This window comes from Pseudomonas sp. AC193 (assembly GCF_979258075.1).
In genome coordinates this window covers 5771076-5796527 of sequence record NZ_OZ409832.1, presented here as the reverse complement: position 1 = coordinate 5796527, position 25452 = coordinate 5771076, and the positions used below count along the sequence as shown (strand labels likewise).

At 60.2% G+C, this 25452-nt stretch carries 21 protein-coding genes and 1 pseudogene; 5 read left to right on the top strand and 17 right to left on the bottom strand.

Features of this window, described 5'->3' with window-relative positions; all coding sequences use genetic code 11:
* Positions 1-154: 154 nt before the first annotated feature.
* From ACZZ0D_RS26010 to ACZZ0D_RS25990, 5 genes are all read right to left on the bottom strand, one after another.
* The gene (locus ACZZ0D_RS26010) at positions 155-1180 is read right to left on the bottom strand and encodes a putative 2-aminoethylphosphonate ABC transporter substrate-binding protein (RefSeq protein ID WP_053124777.1); all 1026 of its coding nucleotides are present in this window, start codon (positions 1178-1180) and stop codon (positions 155-157) included.
* A gap of 35 nt (positions 1181-1215) precedes the next feature.
* Positions 1216-2940, bottom strand: a complete 1725-nt coding sequence (locus ACZZ0D_RS26005; RefSeq protein ID WP_463554618.1) for a putative 2-aminoethylphosphonate ABC transporter permease subunit — start codon at positions 2938-2940, stop codon at positions 1216-1218.
* Complete coding sequence (locus tag ACZZ0D_RS26000) at positions 2940-4016, bottom strand: putative 2-aminoethylphosphonate ABC transporter ATP-binding protein (protein WP_463554617.1); 1077 nt, start codon at positions 4014-4016, stop codon at positions 2940-2942. Before ACZZ0D_RS26000 ends, ACZZ0D_RS26005 begins: the two co-directional genes overlap by 1 nt.
* A 231-nt stretch (positions 4017-4247) precedes the next feature.
* A complete protein-coding gene (locus ACZZ0D_RS25995) occupies positions 4248-5111 on the bottom strand; it encodes a LysR family transcriptional regulator (RefSeq protein WP_053124875.1) in 864 nt (287 codons plus the stop codon).
* 14 nt (positions 5112-5125) lie between these two features.
* Positions 5126-7435 (bottom strand): heavy metal translocating P-type ATPase, encoded by a 2310-nt coding sequence (locus ACZZ0D_RS25990; protein ID WP_463554616.1) that lies wholly within the window; start codon positions 7433-7435, stop codon positions 5126-5128.
* An 84-nt stretch (positions 7436-7519) separates the two neighbouring features.
* Here ACZZ0D_RS25990 and cadR point away from each other — a divergent pair, with 84 nt between their 5' ends.
* The gene (gene cadR, locus ACZZ0D_RS25985; RefSeq protein ID WP_008088440.1) at positions 7520-7969 is read left to right on the top strand and encodes a Cd(II)/Pb(II)-responsive transcriptional regulator; all 450 of its coding nucleotides are present in this window, start codon (positions 7520-7522) and stop codon (positions 7967-7969) included.
* Positions 7970-8073: 104 nt separating this feature from the next.
* Here the strand turns inward: cadR and ACZZ0D_RS25980 are convergent, their stop codons facing one another.
* The 4 genes and pseudogenes from ACZZ0D_RS25980 to ACZZ0D_RS25965 all read right to left on the bottom strand — a co-directional run bounded on the left by ACZZ0D_RS25980 (position 8074) and on the right by ACZZ0D_RS25965 (position 11822).
* Positions 8074-8904: a hypothetical protein gene (locus ACZZ0D_RS25980; protein WP_463554615.1), complete on the bottom strand. Its 831-nt coding sequence runs from the start codon at positions 8902-8904 to the stop codon at positions 8074-8076.
* Positions 8905-9122: 218 nt separating this feature from the next.
* Positions 9123-10094 (bottom strand): thymidylate synthase, encoded by a 972-nt coding sequence (locus ACZZ0D_RS25975; protein ID WP_159811908.1) that lies wholly within the window; start codon positions 10092-10094, stop codon positions 9123-9125.
* A 50-nt stretch (positions 10095-10144) separates the two neighbouring features.
* Positions 10145-10960, bottom strand: a pseudogene (gene lgt / locus ACZZ0D_RS25970) (prolipoprotein diacylglyceryl transferase).
* 79 nt (positions 10961-11039) lie between these two features.
* The gene (locus tag ACZZ0D_RS25965) at positions 11040-11822 is read right to left on the bottom strand and encodes a sulfite exporter TauE/SafE family protein (RefSeq protein WP_159811909.1); all 783 of its coding nucleotides are present in this window, start codon (positions 11820-11822) and stop codon (positions 11040-11042) included.
* A 130-nt stretch (positions 11823-11952) separates the two neighbouring features.
* Here ACZZ0D_RS25965 and ACZZ0D_RS25960 point away from each other — a divergent pair, with 130 nt between their 5' ends.
* Positions 11953-12699 carry an NRDE family protein gene (locus ACZZ0D_RS25960; RefSeq protein WP_463554614.1) on the top strand — a complete coding sequence of 249 codons (747 nt, stop codon included), beginning with the start codon at positions 11953-11955 and terminating at the stop codon, positions 12697-12699.
* Positions 12700-12815: 116 nt separating this feature from the next.
* On the opposite strand, the gene ptsP is transcribed toward ACZZ0D_RS25960, so the two are convergent.
* Both ptsP and ACZZ0D_RS25950 read right to left on the bottom strand, forming a co-directional pair.
* On the bottom strand, positions 12816-15095 hold the full coding sequence (gene ptsP, locus ACZZ0D_RS25955) for a phosphoenolpyruvate--protein phosphotransferase (RefSeq protein ID WP_159811911.1): 2280 nt from the start codon (positions 15093-15095) through the stop codon (positions 12816-12818).
* Between the two features lie 22 nt (positions 15096-15117).
* Positions 15118-15597: an RNA pyrophosphohydrolase gene (locus tag ACZZ0D_RS25950; protein WP_003229203.1), complete on the bottom strand. Its 480-nt coding sequence runs from the start codon at positions 15595-15597 to the stop codon at positions 15118-15120.
* 143 nt (positions 15598-15740) lie between these two features.
* Here ACZZ0D_RS25950 and ACZZ0D_RS25945 point away from each other — a divergent pair, with 143 nt between their 5' ends.
* The gene (locus tag ACZZ0D_RS25945; RefSeq protein ID WP_053124792.1) at positions 15741-16397 is read left to right on the top strand and encodes a histidinol-phosphatase; all 657 of its coding nucleotides are present in this window, start codon (positions 15741-15743) and stop codon (positions 16395-16397) included.
* A gap of 111 nt (positions 16398-16508) precedes the next feature.
* Here ACZZ0D_RS25945 and ACZZ0D_RS25940 read toward each other — a convergent pair whose 3' ends face one another.
* Both ACZZ0D_RS25940 and ilvA read right to left on the bottom strand, forming a co-directional pair.
* Entirely contained in the window at positions 16509-16934 is a 426-nt protein-coding gene (locus tag ACZZ0D_RS25940) for a DUF2269 domain-containing protein (RefSeq protein ID WP_053124794.1), read from the bottom strand.
* Positions 16935-16973: 39 nt separating this feature from the next.
* On the bottom strand, positions 16974-18488 hold the full coding sequence (gene ilvA, locus ACZZ0D_RS25935; RefSeq protein WP_212545109.1) for a threonine ammonia-lyase, biosynthetic: 1515 nt from the start codon (positions 18486-18488) through the stop codon (positions 16974-16976).
* 260 nt (positions 18489-18748) lie between these two features.
* Here ilvA and rpiA point away from each other — a divergent pair, with 260 nt between their 5' ends.
* Entirely contained in the window at positions 18749-19423 is a 675-nt protein-coding gene (rpiA, locus tag ACZZ0D_RS25930) for a ribose-5-phosphate isomerase RpiA (protein ID WP_463554613.1), read from the top strand.
* Between the two features lie 147 nt (positions 19424-19570).
* Here the strand turns inward: rpiA and ACZZ0D_RS25925 are convergent, their stop codons facing one another.
* The 4 genes from ACZZ0D_RS25925 to ACZZ0D_RS25910 all read right to left on the bottom strand — a co-directional run bounded on the left by ACZZ0D_RS25925 (position 19571) and on the right by ACZZ0D_RS25910 (position 24017).
* On the bottom strand, positions 19571-20488 hold the full coding sequence (locus tag ACZZ0D_RS25925) for an SdiA-regulated domain-containing protein (protein WP_463554612.1): 918 nt from the start codon (positions 20486-20488) through the stop codon (positions 19571-19573).
* A 236-nt stretch (positions 20489-20724) separates the two neighbouring features.
* Positions 20725-21648, bottom strand: a complete 924-nt coding sequence (locus ACZZ0D_RS25920; protein ID WP_212550171.1) for an SdiA-regulated domain-containing protein — start codon at positions 21646-21648, stop codon at positions 20725-20727.
* A gap of 267 nt (positions 21649-21915) precedes the next feature.
* On the bottom strand, positions 21916-22581 hold the full coding sequence (locus ACZZ0D_RS25915; protein ID WP_053124802.1) for a fumarylacetoacetate hydrolase family protein: 666 nt from the start codon (positions 22579-22581) through the stop codon (positions 21916-21918).
* Positions 22582-22622: 41 nt separating this feature from the next.
* On the bottom strand, positions 22623-24017 hold the full coding sequence (locus tag ACZZ0D_RS25910; protein WP_053124803.1) for an FAD-binding oxidoreductase: 1395 nt from the start codon (positions 24015-24017) through the stop codon (positions 22623-22625).
* Positions 24018-24221: 204 nt separating this feature from the next.
* Between ACZZ0D_RS25910 and serA the strand changes: the two genes are divergently transcribed.
* The gene (gene serA / locus ACZZ0D_RS25905; protein ID WP_053124806.1) at positions 24222-25451 is read left to right on the top strand and encodes a phosphoglycerate dehydrogenase; all 1230 of its coding nucleotides are present in this window, start codon (positions 24222-24224) and stop codon (positions 25449-25451) included.
* Position 25452 lies beyond the last annotated feature (1 nt).

Sequence of the window (25452 nt, the reverse complement as noted above, 5' to 3'; positions counted from 1 at the left end):
AGCAAGCCCGCTCCCACAGGGGATTTTTTGTGCCCACAGCATTTGTGTTCACATTAAATCCCTGTGCCAGCTCCCACAGAGAATTGTGTGCTGAACACAATCCAATGTGGGAGCGGGCTTGCTCGCGAAGGGGCCCTGTCAGTCGATAAAGATCTTACTTGGCAGCCACTTTCTCGGACTTACCGTCATAACGCTTGCGCCACTCGGTGAGGATCTCGTCGCGATTCTTCGAGGCCCAGGCAAAGTCGTTCTTGATCAAACGCTGCTCATAATCCGCCGGCAATTCGGTCTGCGGCTTGGCGATGCCCGGTTGCGCGAGGACAGCGAAGTTCTCCTTGTACAGATCCATCGCCTCGGCACTCGCCGAGAAGTCAGCCAGTTTCTTCGCGGCCTCTTCATGCGGTGTTCCTTTGATCACGGCAGTCGCTTCGATCTCCCAGCCCAGACCTTCCTTCGGCAGAATAATGTCCAGCGGCGCGCCCTGACGCTTCAGCTGTACCGCCGGGTATTCAAAGGAAATCCCGATCGGAAACTCGCCCGCCGCTGCCAGTTTGCAAGGCTTGGAACCGGAGTGAACGTACTGACCAATGTTCTGGTGCAGGCCATCCATGTACGCCCAGCCCTGCTTCTCGCCGAAGGTTTGCAGCCAGGCGCTGACGTCGAGGAAACCGGTGCCGGACGACGCCGGGTTCGGCATAACAATCTTGCCCTTGTACTCAGGCTTGGTCAGATCCTGCCAGCTCACTGGCTTGGTCAAACCCTGCTTCTCGGCTTCGACGGTGTTGAAGCAAATGGTCGCGGCCCAGACGTCCATGCCGACCCACGCTGGCGGGTTGGCAGCGTCACGGTAGTTCGCGCCGATCTTGCCGAGATCCTTCGGCGCGTAGCTTTGCAGCATGCCTTGCTGATCGAGGATCGCCAGGCTCGAAGCGGCCAGGCCCCACACCGCGTCAGCCTGCGGACGGGCCTTTTCGGCGAGCAGTTTGGCGGTGATGATCCCGGTGGAATCGCGTACCCATTTGATCTCGACGTCCGGGTTGGCTTTTTCGAACGCTTCTTTGTAGGACTTCAGTTGCTCGGCTTCGAGGGCGGTGTACACCGTCAACTCGGTTTTTGCCGCGAAAGCATTCAGGCTGAAAGTAGCGAGCACAGCAGCGGCCAGGGCCAAAGGCTTGAACATGATCGGTATCCTGTCTTTTGAGTTGAGGGTGTGAATCAGTGACCGGGCGCGGTTTGCCGCCAGGCTTGAGAACGGCGCAGCAAGCCGCGCGACGCCCACGCCAGCAGCAAGGACACGCCCGCCGAGGTGAACAGAATCAGGGTCGACATCGCCGCCGCGCCGCCGACGTTGCCGGCGTCATCCATGTTCAGCACCGCGACTGCCGCGAGGATGGTGTCGGGGCTGTAGAGGAAGATCGCCGCCGACACCGTGGTCATCGCCGAGACGAACAGGTAGCGCACGATGTCGAGCAGCGCCGGCAGGCAGATCGGCACGGTGACGCGCAGGTAGTGGCGGTACAGCGGCGCCTTCAGCGACAGCGCAGCGGCTTCGAACTCGGCGTCGAGTTGGCGCAGCGCGGTGGTCGCGGTCATTTGTGCGGTGGTCAGGTAGTGCGCAATGGTGCAGACGATCAGCAGCGTCATCGTCCCGTACAGCACGTGCAGCGGGTTACCCGTGAGGTTGAAGAAGAAGACGTAACCGAGCCCGAGCACCAACCCCGGCACCGCCATCGGCACAAAACTGAGCATACGCAACGCCAGGTTGAGGCCGCGTTGATCGCGGGTTTTCTCCATCAGATAAGCACCGGTGAAAATCAGCACGCTGCCGATCAACGCCGTGCCCAACGCCATTTTCAAACTGTTGCTGTAAGCCAACCAACCACCGCCAGCGGTTTCGTTGAACTGGTAATGGTTGAGCGACAGCGACAGGTTGTACGGCCAGAACTTAACCAGCGACGAAAACACCGCCATGCCGAACACCAGGATCAACGCCGCGCTGATCAGCAGAACAATCGCCAGATAGCAGCCATCGCGCAGTTTCGACGGTGCCGGTTTGAACACCTGTGCCCGACCGCTCATGGAGTCGCCGTGACGCCGACGCAGCCAGGCATCGACACCGAAGCTGAACAGCGCCGGCAGCAACAGCACCATGCCGATCAACGCACCGCGACCGAATTGTTGTTGGCCGACCACGGCTTTGTAGGCTTCCAGCGCCAGCACTTGATAGTCACCGCCGACCACCACTGGCACACCGAAATCGGTGATGGTCAGGGTGAACACCAGACAGAACGCGGCGAACACAGCCTGGCGAGTTGCCGGCCAGGTGATGCTGCGAAACGCTTTGGTCGGACTGGCGCCCATGCTCGATGCGGCATCGAACAGCCGCGCATCGGCCAGCGACAATGCCGAGAGCAAAATCATCAGTGCATGGGGGAAGGTGTAAATCACCTCGCCCAGCACAATCCCCCAGAACCCGTAGATGTTGTCCGAGAGCAGCCCGCGCAACATGCCTTGGTTGCCGAACAGATAGACCAGCGCAATCCCCGGCAGCATCGACGGCGCCATCAGCGGCAGCAAGGAAATCCCGCGCCAGATGCCCTTCGCCGGAATCATTGTGCGTTGCAACGCGTAGGCAAACAGGTAAGCCAGCGGTACGACGATGGCCGCAACGCTGAGGGAAACTTTCAGACTGTTGCCGAGCAGCCAGTGGAAATTCTCGCTGGTGACCATCTCCTTCGCCGCGATCCAGCCACCGCCCTGCCCGGCCTCATTGCTGAAGCCGCGCCAGAAAATCGCCAGCAGCGGCAGCAACACCGCGACGCCGAGCAACAGCAGCAAAAGGACTTTGCCGCCAACGACAAAAATGCGGTCGCCGATCTCGGCTTTCGAGGACTGTCGCACCTGCTTGTGCGGTAGCGGCAGCGCGAGGTTGCTGTTCATCAGGCAAACACCTGCAGGCTGCGCGGCGGCAAGGCGACCATGATTTGCTGGGCGCCGAGGCGTGGCATGGCTTCCGGGGCGAGTTCGGCGAGCAAGGCGTGGCCCGGCAGTTGATCGAGTTCGAAGCTCATGCGGCAGCGGTTGCCGAGAAAGGTGATCTCGCGGACTTTGGCCGGGAACAGGTTTTCTTCGTGCACCGGCGGGTTGACGTTGATCGCTTCCGGGCGGCAGAACAAACGGCCCGAAGCGCGCTGGACGCTGCCGTCGCTGAGGCGCAGGTTCATCCCGCCGACCTGCGCATGAGTGTCGCTGCTGCGCTGGAACGGCAGCCAGTTGCCCTGACCAACGAACTCGGCCACGAACGGCGTGGCCGGGCGGTTGTAGATTTCCTGCGGGGTGGCGTACTGCTCGACGCGGCCGTTGTTCATCACCGCGATGCGGTCGGCCATGAGCATGGCTTCGTCCTGATTGTGCGTGACCATCAGGGTGGTGATGCCGAGGTTGCGTTGCAGTTGGCGCAACTCGGTGCACAAATGCTCGCGGACGCGGGCGTCGAGGGCGGACATCGGTTCATCGAGCAACAGCAGCGACGGTGCCGGCGCCAAGGCCCGAGCTAGAGCAACCCGCTGTTGCTGGCCGCCAGACAATTGGCCGGGGTATTTTTTCTCGCTGCCGATGAGGCCGACCAGTTCCAGCATCTGCCCGACGCGACGGCGTACTTCGTCACGACCGCTGCCGGCGAGGCCGTAGGCAATGTTCGCTTCGACGGTCAGGTTGGGGAACAGCGCGTAGGACTGGAACAGAATCCCGTAGTCGCGGGCTTGCGGGGCGAGGTGCGAGACGTCGCGGTCGCCGAGGTACAGCTCGCCGCTGTCCTGCCTCTCCAGACCGGCGATGCAGCGCAGCAACGTGGTCTTGCCGCAGCCCGAGGGGCCGAGCAGGCACACCAGTTCACCGGCGGCGACGTCGAGGGAGACATTATCCAGTGCGGTGAACGCGCCGAAGCGTTTCTGCACGCCGCGCACTTTCATGGGTGCGCCGGGGTTGGTCAGGGCAGTTGCGATGGCAGGATTCATGGACAGACCTCATCAAGCAGATGGGGCCAATCCTAGAGTTGTAATGCGTCCGTCATGTGGCAGTGAGGCAAAAACTGCTGATAGTGGTATTCGGGGATTTTGGTTCAGATCTCGAGTTCTGTGTTGCCTGGCCCGACGCCTTCGCGAGCAAGCCCGCTCCCACAGGGGAAATGCATTCCAAATGTGGGAGCGGGCTTGCTCGCGAAGAGGCCCGCCTATTCACCACAAAAATCAGGCCGGGGACATTTCCTGCGCCAACCCAAGAAACGCCGCAGGCAACCGCGCGCCCTTGCGCTCCTTCAGGCAATAAAGGTACTCAGGAATCTGCGGCGCATTTTCGATCGTCAGCACGCGCAACTGCGGATCATGCGGCACTTCCTGCCGGGCAATGATGCTGATGCCGATATTGCGCAACACCGCCTCCCGAATCGACTCACGGCTGCCAATCTCCAGCAACGGCCCGAAGCTCACGCCGGCACTCGCCAGCAATTCTTCCGTCAACCGCCGCGTGGTCGAACCCGACTCGCGCATCAACAACGTATGCCCGGCCAACGCGCTCAACGCCACATGCTCCTGCACAGCCAACGGATGATTGCGATGTACTGCCAGCACCAGAGGATCAGTCCCGAGCACCCGACGAATCAACCGCGCGTCATCCAGCAACTGCGATGACGCAGCGATATCCACCCGATAGTCCTCCAGCGCTTCCAGTACCTGCTGCGAGTTGCCGATTTCCACCGACACCTCCACCTGCGGCAGGCGCTCGCGAAAGGTCTTTACCAGATCGAGGATGTAATACGGCGCCGTGGCGGCGATGCGCAACGTGCCCTGCACCTGACCGCTGTTACGCAGGAAAAACTCGATATCGGCTTCCTGCTGCAACAGCGTCTTGACCATCGGCAGCAACCGCGCGCCTTCATCACTGACGCTCAACCGTCGACCACCGCGATAAAACAGCTCCACCGAATACTGACTTTCCAGATTACGGATCTGCGTGGTCACGGTCGGTTGGCTGAGGCCGAGTTTTTTCGCCGCCAGCGTGATGCTGCCCAGGCGGGCGACCATGTAAAACGCTTTCAGCTCGGCACTCAGCACAACCTTTCCTCACACTATTTGCGCAGCAGGCGCAAACCGTTGAACACCACCAACAGGCTCACGCCCATGTCGGCGAACACCGCCATCCACATGGTGGCGAGTCCGGCGAAGGTTACCGCAAGAAAGATCGCTTTGATCACCAGCGCCAGCGCGATGTTCTGTTTCAGGATGCTTGCGGTGTTGCGCGACAAGCTGATGAACGCCGGGATCTTGCGCAGATCGTCATCCATCAGGGCGACATCGGCGGTTTCGATGGCGGTGTCGGTGCCAGCAGCGGCCATGGCGAAACCGATCTCGGCGCGGGCCAGTGCCGGGGCGTCGTTGATGCCGTCGCCAACCATGCCCACACGATGGCCCTGCTTGTACAGATCTTCGATGGCTTGCAGTTTGTCGGTTGGCAGCAAATCACCGCGCGCTTCATCGATGCCGACCTGCGCGGCAATCGCCTGAGCGGTGTGGACGTTGTCGCCAGTGAGCATCAGGGTTTTCACCCCGAGTTCGTGCAACTGACGGATTGCTTCGCGGCTGGTTTCCTTGACGGTATCGGCCACGGCGAACAGCGCCAGTGGGCCGGAGCTGTCGAGCAGCAGCACCACGGATTTGCCCTGCTTCTCCAGCGCGAAAAGTTTTTCTTCCAGCGCTGGCGAGCACAGGCCGAGTTCTTCGACCAAGCGATGGTTGCCCAAGTGGTAGGTCTGGCCGTTGATGTCGCCTTTGACGCCACGCCCGCCCAGCGCTTCGAAGTTATCCACAATCAGCGCGGCGAAGTTTTTATCCACAGCAGCGTTGGCGATGGCCAGCGACACCGGGTGGTCGGAACGACCGGCCAATGCAGCGGCGATTGCCGGTGCGGTGGCATCGGCGGTTGGATCGAGGGAAAGGTAATCGGTCTGCACCGGTTTGCCGTGGGTGATCGTGCCGGTTTTATCCAGCGCCAGATAATCGAGTTTGAAACCGCCCTCCAGGTACACGCCGCCCTTGACCAGAATGCCTTTGCGCGCCGCTGCGGCGAGGCCACTGACGATGGTCACCGGGGTGGAAATCACCAGTGCACACGGGCACGCGACCACCAGCAACACCAGCGCGCGGTAGATCCAGTCGAACCACACAGCGCCCATGAACAACGGCGGAATGATCGCCACGGCCAAGGCAAACACGAACACCACAGGCGTGTAGATTTTCGAGAATTGATCGACGAATCGTTGGGTCGGTGCGCGCGCCCCTTGGGCCTGTTCGACGGCGTGGATGATTCGCGCCAGCGTCGAGTTGTTCGCCGCAGCGGTGACCGCGTATTCCAGCGAACCGGCCTGGTTGATGGTGCCGGCGAAGACTTTGTCGCCGACGGTTTTCTCGACCGGCAGGCTTTCACCGGTGATCGGCGCCTGGTCGATGGTCGAGTTGCCGCTGAGCACTTCGCCGTCTAGCGCAATGCGCTCGCCGGGCTTCACTCGCACACGGGCGCCGAGTTCGACGCTTTTCACGTCCTGTTCGATCCAAGAACCGTCAGCCTGCAGCACCGTGGCTTGCTCTGGCGTCATCTGCATCAGGCCGCTGATCGCATTGCGCGCACGGTCAAGCGAACGCGCTTCGATCAGCTCGGCGACAGTGAACAGGAACATCACCATCGCCGCTTCCGGCCACTGGCCGATGAGGATGGCACCGGTCACGGCGATGCTCATCAGCGCGTTGATGTTGAGGTTGCGGTTCTTCAGGGCGATCCAGCCCTTTTTGTAGGTGGTCAGGCCACCGCTGAGGATCGACACCAGCGCGATGATCGCCACCACCCAGGTGGGCGCGGCGTTGGTGAAGTGAATGACTTCGGCGGCAAGTGCGCCGATGCCGGACAGCGCCAGCGGCCACCAGTGTTTTTTCACCGGTGCCGGGGCAGGCGCATCGACGCCCGCCTCCAGCGGCTCGGCGTGCATGCCGAGGGATTTGATCGCTTCGGTGATCGGCTCGGTGCCCGGCAGATTGTGGGTCACGCCGAGTACGCGGTTGATCAGATTGAATTCCAATTGCTGCACGCCGGCGAGTTTGCCGAGCTTGTTCTGGATCAGCGTCTGCTCGGTCGGGCAGTCCATCGCCTCGATGCGGAAACTGCTCAGCCGCGCATCGGCGGTGGTCTTTTCGCTCAGTTGCACCAACGCAGGCGCGGCGGCTGTCGACGAGCAGCAGGAGTCTTCGTGCGCATGAACCGGTGCCGGCGCTGCAACTTTCGACCCGCAGCAAGAATCGCCGCCCTGTGAATGCTTATGCACAGGCTGCAATTTATGACTGTGATCGTGGCCGTCGCCGGGCTTGTGGGTGTGCTGGGAATCGCTCATTGGTCGCGTCCATGAAGGTGCCTGTTGCCAAGTAAAGACCCTGTAGCCACTATAGGGTCAAGCACCCTTTTGGAGATTGCCGTCATGAAGATCGGAGAACTGGCCAAACTCACCGACTGCGCCGTGGAAACCATCCGCTACTACGAGCGCGAAAACCTCCTGCCGGAGCCGGCCCGCAGCGACGGCAACTACCGCGTCTACACCCAGGCCCACGCCGAACGCCTGACCTTCATCCGCAACTGCCGCACCCTCGACATGACCCTCGAAGAAATCCGCAGCCTGCTGGCCATGCGTGACAGCCCGCAGGATCAGTGTGAAAGCGTGAACACACTGATCGACGAGCACATTCAGCATGTGAAGGCGCGGATTGATGGGTTGCTGGCGTTGCAGACACAACTGCTCGACCTGCGCCAACGCTGTGGCGAAGGGCCGGGGGCGGATCAATGCGGGATTTTGCAGCGCTTGGAGGTCAGCGGCGGAGTGGTCGCCACCGAAGTCGAACACTCCCACGTAGGCCGCAGCCACGGCCACTAAAGAACACCACAAAACCCCTGTAGGAGCTGCCGAAGGCTGCGATCTTTTGATCTTATAAACAGCAAAATCAAAAGATCGCAGCCTTCGGCAGCTCCTACAGGGGTTCAGATCACCTCAAAACTCACTTCCGTGACGACGCCCGGATTCCAGTAAAAATTCGGACTCAGCCGCGCCCCCAGATAAATCACGTATCGCACGGTCACCCTGCGGCCGGCATGCGCCTGATAAACCTCAGGCGCGATGTGAAACGCCATCGTCTGCTTTGGATTAACCGCCAATCGACGCTGACGCTCGACCCAATGATCCGGCGATTGCATCCAGAGAATTTCGATGCCGTAACAGGCACGCAGGTTTTCAATCGGCTGCAGGCTTACGGTAACGCCATCCGGGAACGCGGCGGCTTCCAGCACGTCATTGGCCACGCCTTCCACCTCAAGCGCAGGCTTGCGGCCCAGCTCTGGGGCGACAAAGACTTTCTGCGCAGGTGAAGGTTTTGCACCTCCGGCTTGCGGAAGGTGAAAGAAAACCACCTCGACTTCGAGGCCTTCCAGGCGCTTGAGCTCGTTGTCCGGGATGGCAATCGGAATCCAATAATCCTTGCTGTTCACCACAACGTCTGCCGATTGAAACGACGGGGTACCGTCCAATGCCAGCCACTCCGCACGAAGCGTGTCGCCAATGCGGATCTGCGGCGAGGAAGGATCCACCAGCGCATACGTCGAAGCGATGAACGGCGATCCCGGGCCAATGATTTCCAACGGAATGACAGCGCCTTCGGGCTCGGTTTTGCCGAACTCGAAATAGCGGTTTTCCTTTGAATAGAAGTAGGCGATCAGCGGCGCCTGTAATGCCGTCGCTTGCGCTGTCAGCGGCGTCTCGGTCGAGAAACCAGAACCCGCATTGCCGCCATCGAAAAACCCGCCTGTGTCTGCCATGACTGTTACCTCGCTTTGGAGGCCGTCAGCTAATCACGGCGCGCGGGAGTCGGCTACTGTCAGAAATGACAGTGGAAATACATAAATCCTGAGACTTCCACAAAACCAAATGTGGGAGCGAGCCTGCTCGCGAAAGCGGTGTATCAGTCGACATCTCTATGACTGACACGCCCTCTTCGCGAGCAGGCTCGCTCCCACAGGGTACTGCGTATTGCTTGTCAGACCGCCATTGGCGCGGTCATTGGCGCGTGGTGTTCGTAGCCTTCCAGCGAGAAATCACTCGGTTCGACCAGTTCCAGCCATTCCGGCTGGTACACGCCAGTCTTGGCAAACTCCGGCACGCGATCGGAGATTTTCAGCTTAGGCATGGCGAACGGCTCGCGCTTGAGCTGTTCGTTGAGCATGTCCAGGTGGTTCTCGTAGACGTGCGCGTCGCCGATGAAATAGGTGAACCAGCGCGGCGTGTAGCCGGTCAGGCGGCCGATCAGGCTCAGCAGCGCGGCGCCTTCGGTAAGGTTGAACGGCGTGCCCAGGCCCAGATCGTTGGAACGGATGTAGAGGGTCAGGGAGATTTCCTTGGTCTCGACATTCGGGTGGAACTGGTACAGCAGGTGGCACGGCGGCAGGGCCATTTCATCCAGCTGAGCGACGTTCCAGCCGTGGAACAGGATGCGGCGGCTGCCCGGATCCTTGATGATCGTGTCGACGCACTGACGCACCTGGTCGATGGCTTTGTACAGCACCACGTAGGCCTGGCCGTCTTCTTCGCCTTGAGCGATCTGCTTGTAGCCGTTGCTCAGAGTTTGTTCGATGGCGGCGCTGTTGCTCAGCGGGATCTGCTTGTACGCCGGCCATTTGCGCCATTGCACGCCGTAGATTTCGCCGAGGTCGTCGTCGCCCTGACGGAACGGGTTGGCCAGCCACTGCGCGTTTTCGTTGGCGTTCTGATCCCAGACCTTGCAGCCCAGCGCGCGGAATTCAGCGGCGTTGTTCACGCCACGAAGAAATCCGCACATCTCGCCGATGGCCGATTTGAAGGCCATTTTGCGCGTGGTGATCGCCGGAAAACCTTCCTGCAGATCGAAACGCAGCATCGCACCCGGGAAACTGATGGTGTTGATGCCGGTGCGGTTGGCCTGTTTGCTGCCGTTCTTAATGACGTGCGAGACCAGTTCGAGATATTGCTTCATGAGTTACCTGTGTCCTTTGAGCCCCGACGTCGCGCGCCGGGGTTCGTAGTTTAAGCCGTCGGCGCGAGCGGTGCTGCCGGTGCGCGACGATAGGCCAGCCAGATCAGGAACAGCCCGCCGACGATCATCGGCACGCAGAGCACCTGGCCCATGGTCAGCCAGTTCCAGGCCAAGTAGCCGAGTTGCGCATCCGGCACGCGGACGAATTCGACGATGAACCGGAAGATGCCGTAGAACAGCGCGAACATGCCGGAAACGGCCATGGTCGGACGCGGCTTGCGCGAGAAAATCCACAGGATCAGGAACAGCGCTACGCCTTCGAGCGCGAACTGATACAGCTGCGACGGGTGACGCGGCAGTTGCGCCGGATCGCTGAATGGCGGGAAGACCATGGCCCACGGCACGTCGGTGGCTTTGCCCCACAACTCGGCGTTGATGAAGTTACCGATGCGCCCGGCGCCCAGACCGATCGGCACCATTGGCGCGACGAAGTCCATCAACTGGAAGAACGACTTGCCATTGCGCTTGCCGAACCACAACGCGGCCAGCATCACCCCGATGAAGCCGCCGTGGAACGACATGCCGCCCTTCCACACTTCGAAAATCAGCGTCGGGTTGGCCAGATAAGCGCTCAGATCGTAGAACAGCACATAGCCCAGACGTCCGCCGACGATCACGCCCATCGACATCCAGAAGACCATGTCGGAGAGTTTCTCCTTGGTTCAGGTCGGGTCGAAACGGTTGAGCCGGCGCGACGCCAGCAGCCACGCACCGCCGATGCCGATCAGGTACATCAGACCGTACCAGTGGATTTTCAGCGGAGCGATGGCCAGGGCCACCGGGTCGATCTGCGGGTAAGGCAGCATTGCGACTCCTCGTTAGAGTTGAAACCAAAATTCCCGGGCGACGCTGCCACCTCAGGATTAAGCCAGGATTGCGACGCGGTTAAAGCAGGAAGCTCAAACCCACGCTGAACAGCAAAGCGGCGAACAGCCGTTTCAGCAAGCGCGGCGACAATCGGTGCGCCAATCGCGCGCCGATGCGGGCGAAAACCATGCTGGTCAGGGCGATGCCCAACAACGCCGGCAAATACACAAAACCGAGACTATGCGGCGGCAACAACGGATCGTGCCAGCCCAGAATCATGAAACTTAAAGCACTGACCAAAGCGATCGGCAGACCGCATGCCGATGACGTCGCCACCGCTTGCTGCATCGGCACACTGCGCCAGGTCAGGAACGGCACGGTCAGCGATCCGCCGCCAACGCCAAAAATCGCCGAGGCCCAACCGATCACACTGCCGGCCACGGTCAGACCGAATTTGCCCGGCACGGTTCGACTGGCCTTGGGTTTGACGTCCAGCGCCAACTGCACCGAGATCACCAACGCGAACACGCCGATGATCTTTTGCAGGTGCGGCCCGGAAATCGCCTCGGCCGTCACTGCACCAAAACCGGCGCCAAGCAGGATACCCACGGCCATCCACATGAAGATCGGCCAGCGCACTGCGCCTCGACGATGATGCTCACGCACGGCGTTGACCGAGGTGAAAATAATCGTCGCCAGCGAAGTGCCGACGGCCAGATGCGTGAGGATCGACTGGTCGAAGCCCTGCAAGGTAAAACTGAACACCAGCACCGGGACAATAATGATCCCGCCGCCTACCCCGAACAGCCCGGCCAACACGCCAGCACAGGCGCCCAGCGCCAGATAGAGCAGAAATTCCATGTCCCTCTCCCAGACGCATCCCGAAAACCGGAGCGGCATGGTAACGGATGCATGGCCTTCGGCTCCACTTACGATGGATGCACGGGCGCTGGATGCGTAGAGTGAGCAAAAAACACACAAGGATCACCTTATGTGCCTGATTGTTTTCGCCTGGCGCCCGGGCCATGCCCAGCCGCTGATCGTCGCGGCCAACCGTGACGAATTCTACGCCCGACCGAGCCTGCCGCTGGCGCCATGGCCCGAAGCGCCGCACGTGCACGCGGGGCGCGATCTTGAGGCTGGGGGCACCTGGCTGGGGATTGGCGCTAATGGGCGCTTTGCGGCGCTGACCAATATTCGTGATCCGCAACAGCCGCCGGCGCGTAAATCGCGGGGGGAACTGGTGGCGCGGTTTCTGACCGGTGATCTGTCGATTGATGATTATTTGATCGATGTGGTTGGGCGTTCGACGGAATATGCCGGGTTTAACCTGCTGCTCGGCAACAGCCATGAGTTGTGGCACTTCAATGCGCGGCTGTCGGAGCCGGTGATGCTGGCGGCTGGCGTCTATGGGTTATCCAATGCCGGGCTGGATACGCCGTGGCCGAAGTTGCTCAGGACCAAGGCTGCGTTGAGTGCAGTGCTGGATGATCCGCAACCAGAGCTTTTGCTGGGGTTGTTGAGTGATCCGCAGGTTGCGCCGTCGGCTGAGCTGCCGGATACCGGTGTGGGGATGGCGACGGAGACTCTGTTGTCGAGTGTGTTTATTGCCAGCCAGAGTTATGGGACGCGGGCGAGTACGGCGTTGGTGGTGCAGGCGAATGGGACGCGGCGGATGGTCGAGCGGAGTTTTGGGCCGTATGGCGGGCATTTGGGCGAGGTGGGAATTGTTGTTTAGCGGTGTTTGAACTGACGCCTTCGCGAGCAAGCCCGCTCCCACATTTGACCGCATTCCAAGAGTAGAACGCGGTCAAATGTGGGAGCGGGCTTGCTCGCGAAGAGGCCCTCAAGGTTTTAGAGGGCCTTGACGACCGCCGGCGGATTCATCTTCGACAACCCAAGGTTCTTCAGCGCCAATTGCAGCGAGCTGTGGATAACTTGCGGGTTGTCGATGGTCATCAGCTCAGCCAAGAGATCCTTGGCCTTGCTCAGATTCACCTGACGCAACATCCACTTCACCTTCGGCAAGTTGGTGGCGTTCATCGACAAACTATCGAACCCCATCGCCATCAACAGCACCGCCGCCGCCGGATCACCGGCCATCTCGCCACAGATACTCACCGGTTTGCCTTCCGCATGCGCATCACGCACCACCGTTTGCAGGGCTTGCAACACCGCCGGATGCAGGTAGTCGTAAAGATCGGCCACACGCGGGTTGTTGCGGTCGACCGCCAGCAAATACTGGGTCAGGTCGTTGGAGCCGACGGACAGAAAATCGACCATCCGCGCCAGTTCCTTGGTCTGGTACACCGCCGCCGGAATTTCGATCATCACGCCAATCGGCGGCATCGGCACGTCGGTGCCTTCGTCGCGCACTTCGCCCCAGGCCCGATGGATCAGGTGCAGGGCTTCTTCGAGTTCATGGGTGCCGGAGATCATCGGCAGCAGAATCCGCAGGTTGTTCAGGCCTTCGCTGGCCTTGAGCATCGCGCGGGTCTGCACCAGGAAGATTTCCGGGTGGTCGAGGGTGACGCGAATGCCGCGCCAGCCGAGGAACGGGTTGTCTTCCTTGATCGGGAAGTACGACAGCGACTTGTCACCGCCGATGTCGAGGCTGCGCATGGTCACCGGTTGCGGGTGGAACGCGGCGAGTTGCTCGCGGTAGATCGCCAGTTGTTCCTTCTCGCTCGGGAAACGCTGGTTGATCATGAACGGCACTTCGGTGCGGTACAGGCCGACACCTTCGGCGCCGCGCTTCTGCGCCCGCGCCACATCGGCGAGCAAACCGGTGTTGACCCACAGCGGCATGCGGTGGCCATCGAGGGTCACGCACGGCAGGTCGCGCAGGGTGTCGAGGCCCAGCGCCAGTTGTTTCTCTTCTTCGACGACTTCGGCGAACTGCTTGCGCAGCACTTCGCTCGGGTTGGTGTAGACCTCGCCGCGTGTGCCGTCGACGATCATTTCGATGCCGTCGACCTTGGCGTACGGCAGGTCGACCAGACCCATTACCGTCGGAATGCCCATGGCGCGGGCAAGGATCGCCACGTGCGAGTTACCCGAACCGAGTACCGAAACCAGACCGACCAACGTGCCTTCAGGCACCTCGCCGAGCATTGCCGGCGTCAGTTCTTCGCTGACCAGAATGGTTTTTTCCGGGTAGACCAGGTTCTGCTGACGCTCTTCCTGCAAATACGCGAGCAGACGGCGACCGAGGTCTTTGACGTCCGAGGCGCGCTCACGCAGGTAGGCGTCGTCCATCAGTTCGAAACGGTTGACGTGTTCCGTGACCACCTGCCGCAGCGCGCCCTGGGCCCACTGACCGGTCTTGATCACGGTGGTGATTTCGCTGCCCAGCGAGGCATCGTCGAGCATCATCAGGTAGACGTCGAACAGCGCGCGCTCTTCCGGGCGTAGCTGCGTCGCGAGCTTGGCGGACAACGCGCGCATGTCGGCGCGCACGCCTTCGATGGCGGTCTTGAACAGCGCCAGCTCAGCGTCGATGTCAGTAATGTTTTTATCGGGCACCACGTCGAGATCGGCCGGCGGCAGCATGACCACCGCCGTACCGACCGCCGCACCCGGTGAACCCGGCACGCCGACGAACTTGGCTTCCTGAATGCCCTTGCCCTGACGGCCCAAACCACGGATCGAACCGGTGGCCTCGGCGTGGGCGATAACGCCGGCAAGCTGCGCGCTCATGGTCACGAGGAAGGCTTCTTCACCCTCGTCGAACTGGCGGCGCTCTTTTTGCTGAATGACCAATACGCCGACGACGCGGCGGTGGTGAATGATCGGTGCACCGAGGAACGAGGCGTACCGCTCTTCACCGGTTTCGGCGAAGTAGCGGTAGCGCGGGTGAACAGACGCGTTTTCGAGGTTCAGGGGTTCTTCACGCGTGCCGACCAGACCGACCAGACCTTCGTTGGGTGCCATGCTGACCTTGCCGATCGAGCGTTTGTTCAAGCCCTCGGTGGCCATCAGGACGAAGCGGTTGGTCTCGGGATCAAGCAGGTAGACCGAGCAGACCTGGCTGCCCATGGCCTCTTTGACGCGCAACACAATAATCCCCAACGCCGCCTTGAGATCCTTGGCGGAGTTAACTTCCTGGACGATCTTGCGCAGCGTATTGAGCATGGCTCGGGGTCGAACTCCGTCGTCAGTCGCGCGCTAAAAGGCGCGGGGCAAGCTCTTTGAGGGCGCGGCGATACACCTCGCGCTTGAATGTCACCACCTGGCCCAACGGATACCAATAGCTGACCCAGCGCCAGCCATCGAACTCCGGTTTACCGGTCAAATCCATCCGCACCCGCTGCTCGTTGGAGATCAGGCGCAGGAGAAACCATTTCTGTTTCTGGCCGATGCACAGCGGTTGGCTGTGGGTACGCACCAGACGTTGCGGCAAACGATAGCGCAACCAGCCCCGAGTACAGGCCAGTATTTCAACATCTTCACGTTCCAGGCCAACTTCTTCGTTCAGCTCGCGGTACAAGGCGTCTTCCGGCGTCTCTTCAGGGTTGATTCCCCCTTGCGGAAACTGCCAGGCATCTTGATTGATACGGCGAGCCCATAGCACCTGGCCGGCGTCATTCGTCAGAATGATCCCGACATTGGGGCGGAAACCATCGGGGTCGATCACGGGCACAACCTCGCAAACGCATGTCGCCGCATTGTTCCACAAAGGTTGATGAGGCGGCAACGAAGCTTCCTACCTTATGTGCACTCTTGTGAAAAGACCGTATTCTTGTCGCCTTTTTACAGACTTATCAGCGGGTAACTGCAATGCGCCTGGCTCTATTCGATTTGGACAACACCCTTCTGGGCGGCGACAGCGATCACGCCTGGGGCGACTATCTGTGTGAACGCGGCTTCCTCGACCCGATTGCGTACAAAGCGCGCAACGACGAGTTCTATCAGGATTACCTGGCCGGCAAACTGGATAACGCCGCGTACCTGAACTTCTGCCTGGAGATCCTCGGCCGCACCGACATGGCCGTGCTCGAGCAATGGCACAGCGATTACATGCGCGACTGCATCGAACCGATCGTGCTGCCGCAGGCGCTGGAACTGCTGAAAAAACACCGTGATGCCGGCGACAAATTGGTGATCATCACCGCGACCAACCGTTTCGTCACCGCGCCGATTGCTGTGCGTCTGGGCGTTGAAACCCTGATCGCTACCGAATGTGAAATGGTTGATGGCCGTTATAGCGGGCGTAGTACGGATATTCCGTGCTTCCGTGAAGGCAAGGTGACGCGTCTGAATCGTTGGCTGGAAGAGACCGGGTATTCGTTGGACGATAGCTATTTTTATAGCGATTCGATGAATGATTTGCCGCTGTTGGAGCAGGTGGCGAATCCGGTGGCTGTCGATCCGGATCCGAATCTGCGGGCTGAGGCCGAGAAGCGTGGTTGGCCGGTGATTTCTCTGCGCGGCTGATATCGCCATCGCGAGCAGGCTCACTCCTACAGTTGACCGAGTTTCAACGTTGGAACGCGGTCAACTGTAGGAGTGAGCCTGCTCGCGATCGGGTCAACACGGTGTGAAGCCTTAAACAGGTTTGGCACCCATCAACCCGGCAATCGCGACAAAGCACACGAAGCTGAACAACGCCAAAGCAAAGCTGAACCGCCCCACCCCACCCGGCGCCTTGCGCAACCGGTTCAACCGCACCAGCAACCACAACCACGCCAGCGCCGCCACGGTGTAGAGCACACTCGACGCCAAAATCCACGTCTGCCCCAGCGGCCAGCCCACCAGATGCACCATCCACCAGCCAGTAAACGGCATGCTCAGCAGCGCCAGGCCCATCAGCAGCCAGACAAACACCCGTGGCCGTTGCAACGTGCGGCTGCCTGCCGTCGCATCACCTTTGCGCTTGGCCAGAAACACCCAGATCGCCAGACCCAGCGCGCTCGCCAGCAAAACCACGGTGGCGACCACGTGGGCCATTTTCAGGGCCGTTAACGTTTCCATTGTCAAAATTCCTTATTGCTTGCCCATCAGCGTAGCCGCTCAGCCGAGAAACAGCTGATAGGCCGGGTTCTCGCTTTCGTCCCAGTACGGGTAACCAATCTCTTCCAGCGCCGCTGGCACCAGATGACGCTCATCGTGCGGCACCTGCAGGCCGGCGACCACACGGCCATCAGCGGCACCGTGGTTGCGGTAGTGGAACATCGAGATGTTCCAGCGCCCGCCAAGTTTATTAAGGAAGTTGAACAGTGCCCCCGGGCGCTCCGGGAATTCGAAGCGGAACACCACTTCATCAATCACGTGCGCCGCATGCCCGCCAACCATGTGGCGGATGTGCAGTTTGGCCAATTCGTTGTCGGTCAGGTCAGTGACCGGGAAACCCTGCTCGGTCAGGCTCGCCAGCAGTGCGCTGCGCGGGTCGTTTTCCGGGTGGGTCTGCACGCCAACGAAAATGTGCGCTTCGCTGCCGGTGTTGTAGCGGTAGTTGAATTCGGTGATCTGGCGCTTGCCGATGGCTTCGCAGAAGTTTTTGAAGCTGCCGGCCTTCTCGGGGATGGTTACGGCGATGATTGCTTCTCGGCCTTCACCCAGTTCAGCGCGCTCGGCGACGTGGCGCAAGCGGTCGAAGTTGACGTTGGCGCCGGAGTCGATGGCGACGAAGGTCTGGCCGCTGACACCGCGCTGCTCGACGTACTTCTTGATCCCGGCCACGCCCAACGCACCGGCAGGTTCGGTGATCGAGCGGGTATCATCGTAGATATCCTTGATTGCCGCACAGATCTCGTCAGTGCTGACGGTGATCACTTCATCGACATAGTCTTTGCAGATGTCGAAGGTGTGCTGGCCGATCTGCGCTACTGCCACGCCGTCGGCGAAGATGCCCACGGTTGGCAGAACGACGCGCTCACCGGCAGCCATCGCGGCCTGCAGGCAGTTGGAGTCGTCCGGCTCGACGCCGATGACTTTGATGTCCGGACGAAGGTATTTCACGTACGCGGCGATACCGGCGATCAGACCGCCGCCGCCAACCGGGACAAAAATCGCGTCCAGCGGCTGCGGGTGCTGGCGCAGAATTTCCATCGCCACGGTGCCCTGCCCGGCGATGGTGTGCGGATCGTCGTACGGGTGAATGTAAACGTAGCCTTTTTCGTCGACCAGTTTCAGCGAGTAGGCCAGGGCTTCCGGGAACGAATCGCCGTGCAGCACAACTTTGCCGCCGCGCGAACGCACGCCTTCGACCTTGATCTCGGGGGTGGTCTTGGGCATGACGATAGTGGCTTTTACGCCCAGCACTTTCGCCGCCAGGGCCAGACCTTGCGCATGGTTGCCCGCCGACGCGGTGACCACGCCACGGGCGCGCTCTTCCTCGGTCAGCTGGGTCAACTTGTTGTAGGCGCCGCGAATCTTGAACGAGAACACCGGCTGCAAGTCTTCGCGCTTGAGCCAAATGTCATTGCCCAGCCGCTCGGAGAGCTGGCGAGCGTTCTGCAGCGGGGTTTCTACGGCAACGTCATAAACGCGCGAGGTGAGGATCTTTTTGACGTACTGTTCGAGCATCGGAAAGCATCACTGAGCGGGTTGGGCAGGGCCAAGGAGTCTAACCCGGCTTTTGCCCGGGCGACCACACGAATCCAGAGGTTTTAGCCGCGCCTTAAAAGATCGCAGCCTTCGGCAGCTCCTACAGAATGCATGCGATTCCCGTAGGAGCTGCCGCAGGCTGCGATCTTTTGATCTGCCAATAGGACAATGACCTTCCCAGACATGGGGCCTATAATGCCGGCCTTTCCGTTCTCACCTTGCCCGCTTCCGGAGCCCGCATGACCCAGGATCAACTCAAACAGGCAGTGGCTCAGGCCGCCGTCGACTTCATCCTTCCGAAACTCGACGACAAGAGCATCGTTGGGGTCGGCACCGGCTCCACCGCCAACTGCTTCATCGACGCCCTGGCCCAGCACAAGGGTGCGTTCGACGGCGCGGTTGCCAGTTCCGAAGCCACCGCCGCGCGCCTCAAGGGCCACGGGATTCCGGTGTATGAGCTGAACACCGTCAGCGATCTGGAGTTCTACGTCGACGGCGCCGACGAAAGCGACGCGCACCTGAACCTGATCAAGGGCGGCGGCGCGGCCCTGACCCGCGAGAAGATCGTCGCGGCCGTGGCCAAGACCTTCATCTGCATCGCCGACGCCAGCAAACTGGTGCCAGTGCTGGGTGAATTCCCGCTGCCAGTCGAAGTGATCCCGATGGCCCGCAGCCACGTTGCCCGCCAACTGGTGAATCTGGGCGGCGACCCGGTGTACCGCGAAGGCGTGCTGACCGATAACGGCAACATCATTCTGGATGTGTTCAACCTGCAGATCACCAACCCGGTGGAGCTGGAAGCGCAGATCAATGCGATTGTTGGCGTGGTGACTAACGGCTTGTTCGCGGCACGTCCGGCGGATCTGTTGTTGCTGGGCACCTCTGAAGGCGTGAAAACCCTCAAGGCTGAGTAATCAGCCCGCCCACGATTTTGTGGACGGACGAATAAACCTGTAGGAGTGAGCCTGCTCGCGATAGCGATATGTCAGTTGATATAGATGTCGACTGACACGCCGCTATCGCGAGCAGGCTCACTCCTACATTGGGTTTTGTGGTGATGGTTAGGGCTGTGCAGGTTTTTTGAAGACGTAAAACAGGTTCGGCTCGCTCACCATGTACAGCGTGCCATCGTCGTCCATCGCAATGCCTTCCGCCTGCGGCACGGTTTTCTTCAAACCCTGACGCCCGCCACTGATGGACATCGTGCTCAACGGCCGCCCATCAACATCCAGCTCAAGAATCAACCGCGATTCATCCGACAGTGCCAGCAAATGGCCGCTGCGTTCGTCGTACTGCAGACTGGAAAGATCACGCACAAACATCCCGGCATCGCGCTTGGGGTTGTTGATCACGTGCACCGCGTAGGATTTTTCCGGGTTGAAGTGCGGAAAACCATGCACTTCGTAGATCAGCATCGGATCGCGCTCTTTCGCCACGAACAGGCGCTTGCCCACCGAGTCGTAAGCCAGACCTTCAAAACCCTTGTTGCCGCTCATGTGCACGCCGAGGGTCATCTGCTCGGCATCCGCCGCATCGAGGAACGTGCTGCCTTCTTCCAGATGAATCTTGATCAGCCGCTGCTCACGCTCGTCGGTGATCACGTAGGTGTCGGCGCTGATGAACTCGACAGCCTCCGCATCGCCAAAGCCGATCAGCGAGATGCGCCGCAGGATCTTGCCTTCCAGCGACAGCTCAACCAGCTCGGCATTTTTGTTGGTCACGGTGAACAGGCTTTTGCGCACCGGATCGAAGGTCAGCGCTGACACATCGTCGTCCAGACCATCGATGACCCGCGCTTCGATTTCCACACGGTATTGATCCAGACCAATGGATTCGGTGCTTTGCGGTTGCCATAAGGTGTGCAGGTTGAACCAGGCACGCTCGAACAGGCGCAGGTATTGGCCGATCGCAATCAACGCGATCAGGGCAATCACCGAGACGATGATGACCAGAGGTTTGGGACGGGCAAGTCGACGCATTCGGGCGGGCTCGGAATCAAAACAGGCGGATGAAATATCACGCCCGTCTGAACTGAAGCTTAATGGCCACTTGCCTCAAACCACAAGACAACCCTGTATTTGATCGTTCCCACGCTCTTGATCGTTCCCACGCTCCGCGTGGGAATGCAGCCGGGGATGCTCTGCGTCCGACAATCAAAAGATCGTCCGAACGCGGCCCGAACCTTCGGCAGCTCCTACAGGGATCAATGAGGCCGTTATTTCTGTTTTTCGAAGCGGTAGAACAGGTTCGGCTCGCTGACCATGTACAGCGTGCCCGCCTCGTCCATGGTCACGCCTTCGGCGCGCGGGATGGTTTTTTTGATGCCGTTGAAGCCGCCGAGCAAAGTCATGAAGCTGACTTGATCGCCCTTCTCATCCAGCTCCAGCAATAGATGCGAATCAGCGGACAGCACCAATGTGTGGCCGGTGCGCGGATCCACCGCCAGCGCCGAGAGGTTGCGGATGTCCAGCTCATCGCTGGCGAGTTTTTGCTTGTCGCCCGTCAGCGTCTGGGTGCCGTCGCTTTTCCAGGTGAACAACGCCGGTGGCCGCTCTTCGCCCAGCAGCAGTTGCTGATTGCGCGGATCCCAGGCAATCGCTTCGAAGGCTTTGTTCTGGTCTTTCGAGGGGCCGAGGTCGTATTTGGGGAAGTCGGCGATGTTCAGTTCGCGGGTGTCGGCGTCGACTTTGACGATAGAGAGTATGTGCTCGCGCTCATCGACGATGGCCATCAGGCCGTTTTCCATCACGGTCAGGCCTTCCGGATTGCTCCAGCCCTTAAGCGGCATTTTGCGCAGGACGTCACCCTGCAGGCTCAGTTCGGCGAGGAACGGATTTTTGCCCATTACCGAAAACAGGGTTTTGGTCTGCGGGTTATAGGACAGATCGGAGGCTTCGTCTTTCTCCATGCCCGGCAGCAACTTCGCGTCTATCACTGCGTGGTAGTCCGGCAACCAGACGCTTTCCTTTTGCTCGGTCGGGCTCTCGAAACGCTCCAGCACCCACAGCACGCCACGGTCATCCCAATGCATGGCGAACGCCAGGCCATAGGCGGCGGCAAGGGCCAGCGCCAGCCAGGTATACCAACGCAGGGCAAAACGTGAACGGCGGGCGGATTTGAGCTGAGTTTGAGATGACATCGAGGGACGCGTTCCGAAAATTCAGGCTATGGGTAATAGCACAAAGAGGCCGGCTCAGACGCCAGATTTTCCGGAATTATCCAGACGGGATGTGAAAAAAACGGCAAATGGCGGGATTGTCGTGTGTTGCCACGCATCATGAGAGCGCCGCAAACCAATGTGGGAGCGGGCTTGCTCGCGAAGGCGGTGTGTCAAACACAACTGAATGGCCTGACACTCCGCCTTCGCGAGCAAGCCCGCTCCCACAGGGGATTTGCGGTGCGGCGGTTAGCGCACGCTGCTGTTAAAGCTGCTCGCGCCCACCAGTTCCAGGACGATGTCGTCGCCCACATTCAGCGGGCCGACGCCCACTGGCGTACCAGTGAGGATCACGTCACCGGCCTGCAGCGAGAAGCAGCCGGCCATGTGCTGGATCATCGGCACGATCGGGTTGAGCATCGCGCTGCTGTTGCCGTCCTGACGGACTTCACCGTTGATGGTCAGGCGAATGCCGATATCAGTCAGGTCAGCAAACGTGCTGCCGACCACGAACGGAGCAATCACTGCCGCGCCGTCGAACGACTTGGCGATTTCCCACGGCAGACCCTTGGCTTTCAGCTCGGCCTGCTTGTCGCGCAGGGTCAGATCCAGCGCCGGGGCGAAACCGGAAATCGCATCCAGCACTTCTTCACGGCTCGGCTTGGTCGACAACGGCTTGCCGATCAACACGGCGATTTCCGCTTCGTAGTGCACCGAACCGCGCTCGGTCGGAATGGCGAAACCGCCTTCCAGCTCAACCACGCAACTGCCCGGTTTGATGAACAGCAACGGCTCGGTAGGCACCGGGTTGTCCAGTTCCTTGGCGTGTTCGGCGTAATTACGGCCAATGCACACGACTTTCCCGATCGGGAAGTGGATGCGCGTGCCGTCGACGTACTGGTGCTGATAGCTCATTTACCGACTCCTGCCTTCATTGATTCATCAAAGATTACAGATCAAACCGCGAAGATCTTGCCCGGGTTCATGATGCCGTTCGGGTCGAACACCGCTTTGACCGCTTTCATGTACTCGATCTCAACCGGCGAGCGGCTGTAGGTCAAGTAATCACGTTTGGTCATGCCGACGCCGTGTTCGGCGGAGATCGAACCGTTGTACTTCTCGACGGTTTCAAATACCCACTTGTTGACGGTGGCGCACTTGGCGAAGAACTCGTCCTTGCTGAGGTTATCCGGCTTGAGGATGTTCAAGTGCAGGTTGCCGTCGCCGATGTGGCCGAACCAGACGATTTCGAAATCCGGATAGTGTTCGCCGACGATCGCGTCGATTTCCTTTAGAAATGCCGGCACTTTCGACACGGTGACCGAGATGTCGTTTTTGTACGGCGTCCAGTGCGAGATGGTCTCGGAGATGTACTCGCGCAGCTTCCACAGGTTCTGCAGCTGGGTTTCGCTCTGGCTCATCACGCCGTCCAGCACCCAGCCCTGCTCGACGCAATGCTCAAAGGTTTCCAATGCGCTGTTGGCCACTTCTTCGGTGGTCGCTTCAAATTCCAGCAACGCGTAGAACGGGCAATCGGTTTCAAACGGCGCCGGTACGTCGCCACGACCCATGACTTTGGCCAGGGCTTTGTCGGAGAAGAATTCGAACGCGGTCAGGTCGAGTTTGCCCTGGAAGGCGTGCAGCACCGGCATGATCGAGTCGAAATCGGCGGTGCCGAGCACCATCGCGGTGAGGTTTTTCGGTGCGCGATCGAGGCGCATGGTCGCTTCGACGACGAAACCCAGCGTGCCTTCAGCGCCGATGAACAGCTGGCGCAGGTCGTAACCGGTGGCGTTCTTGATCAGGTCTTTGTTCAGTTCCAGCACATCGCCCTTGCCGGTGACGACTTTCATGCCGGCGACCCAGTTGCGGGTCATGCCGTAGCGAATCACTTTGATCCCGCCGGCATTGGTGCCGATGTTGCCGCCAATCTGACTGGAGCCTGCCGAGGCGAAGTCGACCGGGTAGTACAGGCCTTTTTCTTCGGCGACGTTCTGCAAATGCTCGGTGACCACGCCCGGCTGACAAACGGCGGTGCGGTCAGTGAGGTTCACGTCGAGAATCTGATTCATGTAATCGAACGAGACGACCACTTCGCCATTCGCCGCCACGGCAGCGGCGGAAAGTCCGGTACGCCCGCCCGATGGCACCAGCGCGACCTTGTGTTGATTGGCCCAACGGACAACAGCCTGCACCTGTTCAATGGTCTTGGGAAACACGATGGCGCTCGGCGCCGGGGCGAAGTGCTTGGTCCAATCCTTGCCGTACGCATTCAGGGAGTCGGCGTCGGTGAGGACTTTGCCAGGCTCAACCAGGGTCTTCAGTTCATCAATCAGGGCAGGATTGGTCATCGACAGAACTCTCGAACAATTCATGGTCATCCTGAGAACGCTTCACGTCGCAGGAATGAGTGTTTAGCGGGGAGGCTATGCTAGCATATCGACCCCGCAGGACAGTGCCTAAGGCCAGATCCGCGGAGACGACATTCTTGTCGTCCGGGTCAGCGTCTGTTGACCATTTCCTGCCATTTTTCTCCGGGATACAGGTTTACGCAGATGAGCAAGACTTCTCTCGATAAGAGCAAGATCAAGTTCCTTCTTCTCGAAGGCGTCCACCAATCGGCTGTCGACGTCCTCAAGGCGGCGGGCTACACCAGCATTGAGTACCTCACCGGTTCTCTGCCGGAAGCCCAGCTCAAGGAAAAGATTGCTGACGCGCACTTCATCGGCATTCGTTCGCGCACGCAACTGACCGAAGAGATCTTCGATCACGCGAAGAAGCTGGTAGCGGTCGGCTGTTTCTGCATCGGCACCAACCAGGTTGACCTGAGTGCTGCCCGCGAGCGCGGTATTGCCGTGTTCAACGCGCCGTACTCCAACACCCGCTCCGTTGCCGAGCTGGTGCTGGCCGAAGCGATCCTGCTGCTGCGCGGCATCCCGGAGAAAAACGCTTCCTGCCACCGTGGCGGCTGGATCAAATCCGCAGCCAACTCCTTCGAGATCCGTGGCAAGAAACTCGGCATCGTCGGCTACGGCTCGATCGGTACTCAGCTGTCGGTTCTGGCTGAAGGCCTGGGCATGCAGGTGTATTTCTACGACACCGTGACCAAGCTGCCGCTGGGCAACGCCACTCAGGTCGGTAACCTGACCGAGCTGCTGGGCATGTCCGACATCGTCACCCTGCACGTTCCGGAAACCGCTGCGACCCAGTGGATGATCGGCGAGAAGGAAATCCGCGCCATCAAGAAGGGCGGCATCCTGATCAACGCGGCGCGCGGTACCGTGGTCGAGCTGGACGCCCTGGCGGACGCGATCAAGGACAAGCACCTGATCGGCGCGGCCATCGACGTGTTCCCGGTGGAGCCACGCTCCAACGACGAAGAGTTCGAAAGCCCGCTGCGTGGCCTCGACAACGTGATCCTGACCCCGCACATCGGTGGTTCGACCGCCGAAGCGCAAGCCAACATCGGTCTGGAAGTGGCAGAGAAACTGGTCAAGTACAGCGACAACGGTACGTCGGTTTCGTCGGTCAACTTCCCGGAAGTGGCCCTGCCGGCTCACCCTGGCAAGCACCGCCTGCTGCACATCCACGAGAACATTCCGGGTGTGATGAGCGAGATCAACAAGGTCTTCGCCGAAAACGGCATCAACATCTCCGGTCAGTTCCTGCAGACCAACGAGAAGGTTGGCTACGTGGTGATCGACGTCGACGCCGAGTATTCGGATCTGGCGCAAGAGAAGCTGCAGCACATCAACGGCACTATCCGTAGCCGCGTTCTTTTCTAAG

What these genes read in the sequence shown, in the direction of transcription:
- ACZZ0D_RS25945 (WP_053124792.1), top strand. Translation starts at nt 15,741, where the DNA reads ATGCGCCTGGCTCTATTCGATTTGGACAACACCCTTCTGGGCGGCGAC.
- ACZZ0D_RS25990 (WP_463554616.1), bottom strand. Translation starts at nt 7,435, where the DNA reads ATGAGCGATTCCCAGCACACCCACAAGCCCGGCGACGGCCACGATCAC.
- ilvA (WP_212545109.1), bottom strand. Translation starts at nt 18,488, where the DNA reads ATGCTCGAACAGTACGTCAAAAAGATCCTCACCTCGCGCGTTTATGAC.
- ACZZ0D_RS25975 (WP_159811908.1), bottom strand. Translation starts at nt 10,094, where the DNA reads ATGAAGCAATATCTCGAACTGGTCTCGCACGTCATTAAGAACGGCAGC.
- ACZZ0D_RS26005 (WP_463554618.1), bottom strand. Translation starts at nt 2,940, where the DNA reads ATGAACAGCAACCTCGCGCTGCCGCTACCGCACAAGCAGGTGCGACAG.
- ACZZ0D_RS25940 (WP_053124794.1), bottom strand. Translation starts at nt 16,934, where the DNA reads ATGGAAACGTTAACGGCCCTGAAAATGGCCCACGTGGTCGCCACCGTG.
- rpiA (WP_463554613.1), top strand. Translation starts at nt 18,749, where the DNA reads ATGACCCAGGATCAACTCAAACAGGCAGTGGCTCAGGCCGCCGTCGAC.
- ACZZ0D_RS25920 (WP_212550171.1), bottom strand. Translation starts at nt 21,648, where the DNA reads ATGTCATCTCAAACTCAGCTCAAATCCGCCCGCCGTTCACGTTTTGCC.
- ACZZ0D_RS25915 (WP_053124802.1), bottom strand. Translation starts at nt 22,581, where the DNA reads ATGAGCTATCAGCACCAGTACGTCGACGGCACGCGCATCCACTTCCCG.
- serA (WP_053124806.1), top strand. Translation starts at nt 24,222, where the DNA reads ATGAGCAAGACTTCTCTCGATAAGAGCAAGATCAAGTTCCTTCTTCTC.
- ptsP (WP_159811911.1), bottom strand. Translation starts at nt 15,095, where the DNA reads ATGCTCAATACGCTGCGCAAGATCGTCCAGGAAGTTAACTCCGCCAAG.
- ACZZ0D_RS25965 (WP_159811909.1), bottom strand. Translation starts at nt 11,822, where the DNA reads ATGGAATTTCTGCTCTATCTGGCGCTGGGCGCCTGTGCTGGCGTGTTG.
- ACZZ0D_RS25960 (WP_463554614.1), top strand. Translation starts at nt 11,953, where the DNA reads ATGTGCCTGATTGTTTTCGCCTGGCGCCCGGGCCATGCCCAGCCGCTG.
- ACZZ0D_RS25925 (WP_463554612.1), bottom strand. Translation starts at nt 20,488, where the DNA reads ATGCGTCGACTTGCCCGTCCCAAACCTCTGGTCATCATCGTCTCGGTG.
- ACZZ0D_RS25910 (WP_053124803.1), bottom strand. Translation starts at nt 24,017, where the DNA reads ATGACCAATCCTGCCCTGATTGATGAACTGAAGACCCTGGTTGAGCCT.
- ACZZ0D_RS25980 (WP_463554615.1), bottom strand. Translation starts at nt 8,904, where the DNA reads ATGGCAGACACAGGCGGGTTTTTCGATGGCGGCAATGCGGGTTCTGGT.
- ACZZ0D_RS26010 (WP_053124777.1), bottom strand. Translation starts at nt 1,180, where the DNA reads ATGTTCAAGCCTTTGGCCCTGGCCGCTGCTGTGCTCGCTACTTTCAGC.
- cadR (WP_008088440.1), top strand. Translation starts at nt 7,520, where the DNA reads ATGAAGATCGGAGAACTGGCCAAACTCACCGACTGCGCCGTGGAAACC.
- ACZZ0D_RS26000 (WP_463554617.1), bottom strand. Translation starts at nt 4,016, where the DNA reads ATGAATCCTGCCATCGCAACTGCCCTGACCAACCCCGGCGCACCCATG.